The sequence below is a fragment of the Cupriavidus phytorum genome, from assembly GCF_003254285.1.
In the GTDB taxonomy this organism is placed as follows: domain Bacteria; phylum Pseudomonadota; class Gammaproteobacteria; order Burkholderiales; family Burkholderiaceae; genus Cupriavidus; species Cupriavidus phytorum.
The window spans coordinates 1-1,322 of record NZ_QKZN01000039.1 but is presented as its reverse complement, the minus strand read 5'-3'; the positions used below and the strand labels follow the sequence as shown (position 1 = coordinate 1,322).

The 1,322-nt window shown below is 64.7% G+C and carries 1 pseudogene; it reads right to left on the bottom strand.

The features are described 5' to 3' along the window. Window positions 1-798 (bottom strand): annotated as a pseudogene (locus tag C7416_RS28785) (DDE-type integrase/transposase/recombinase); the annotation flags it as partial. Window positions 799-1,322 lie beyond the last annotated feature (524 nt).

The window sequence follows — 1,322 nt, the reverse complement described above, 5'->3', positions numbered from 1 at the left end:
GGCACCTGCATGTCCAAGGCCTGATGGGGTCGCTCGTGGTTGTACACGTACCGATATCGATCGAAGACCTGCTGCGCCTCGGTGTTGTCCACGAAGCGGCGGTGCTGCAGGACTTCGGCCTTCAGCGTGCGGTGGAACCGCTCGTCCTTGCCCTGTGTTTGCGGGTGATAGGGCCGTGAGTGGCTGACCCGGATGCCCAGTTGCATCAGCCAGACCGTCAGCCTGGTGTAGCCCAGTCCCTCTTCGTCTCCGCCCCATGGCGGGCCGTTGTCCATGGTGATGCGCCGGGGCAGGCCGTAGCGGCGGAAGGCCCCGATCAGCTGTTGCTGCACCGTCTGACGGCGCTGGTCCGCGCAGGCTGCCAGGCACAGGTTGAAGCGCGAATGGTCATCGATCAGCGTGAGCGGATAGCAGACACCGCGCTCATTAGGCACCTGCCCCTTGAAGTCCATCTGCAGCAATGCGTTGGGTTCGTCGTGCTCGAACCGCCGCCAGGGCGTGGCCTGGGCGCTGGCCTGGGGATCGATCAGGCCATGCCGATGCAGGATAGAGGTGACGGTGCTGGGCGCAGGCACCTCGGCGTGGCCCAGGTCGGACAGCCTGCGGCTGATCTTGCGGCCGGGGCCTGTCGGCCAGGCCCGCGGCTCCTTCCTGCCGATGCCGGGCCAGCCACTTATAAGCGGTTTGCGGACTGATCGAGAACCGTCGGCACAGCTCCCGACGGTTGCACCCTGGCTGGGAAGCCAGGGCAATGAACTCTAGGCGAAGACTCATGGTGTCTCGGGCGCTCCACGGCATGGTTCGTTCTCCCGGGCAGATATCTGCCCGGGAGTGTCAACCATGTCCTCGCACACCTGTCACCTATGTCCCCGGTCCATACATCCCGCTAGCGGGAGAGGGGAGCAAACATGCGGGGAGAGAAAGCATTCAGGCTCGTCCACGACAGCGCGTGCGAGCGCAGCGACGCACTCCGTGCCAGAGCCGTAGACCTTAGATTGGGAGCGCGCGCAGCGCAGCCGAAGGCGTCCCACCGACAACGCAGTTAGAAGGATGCCACCGGCCTAAAGTCGGGTTCGTCCATCCGGCCTCGAACGCCAGGCACATCCAGGTAGCGTCAGCAGGGTCGAACCACCAACCGCCCGCCCGCAAGTCACCACCATAAGAACCACCAACGCCGCCATGGCCAGCCGCCCAGGCGACGCGCTCTTTGCCTCCTTTCTGTCGCTCCGGTGTGTGTCAAGGTAGTTGTCGCGTCCGCCGTTATGCTGCTTTCCGGTGCCCGGTAGCTTCCTGCTCAGCTCGTTCGGGGTTCAAGAAGACCA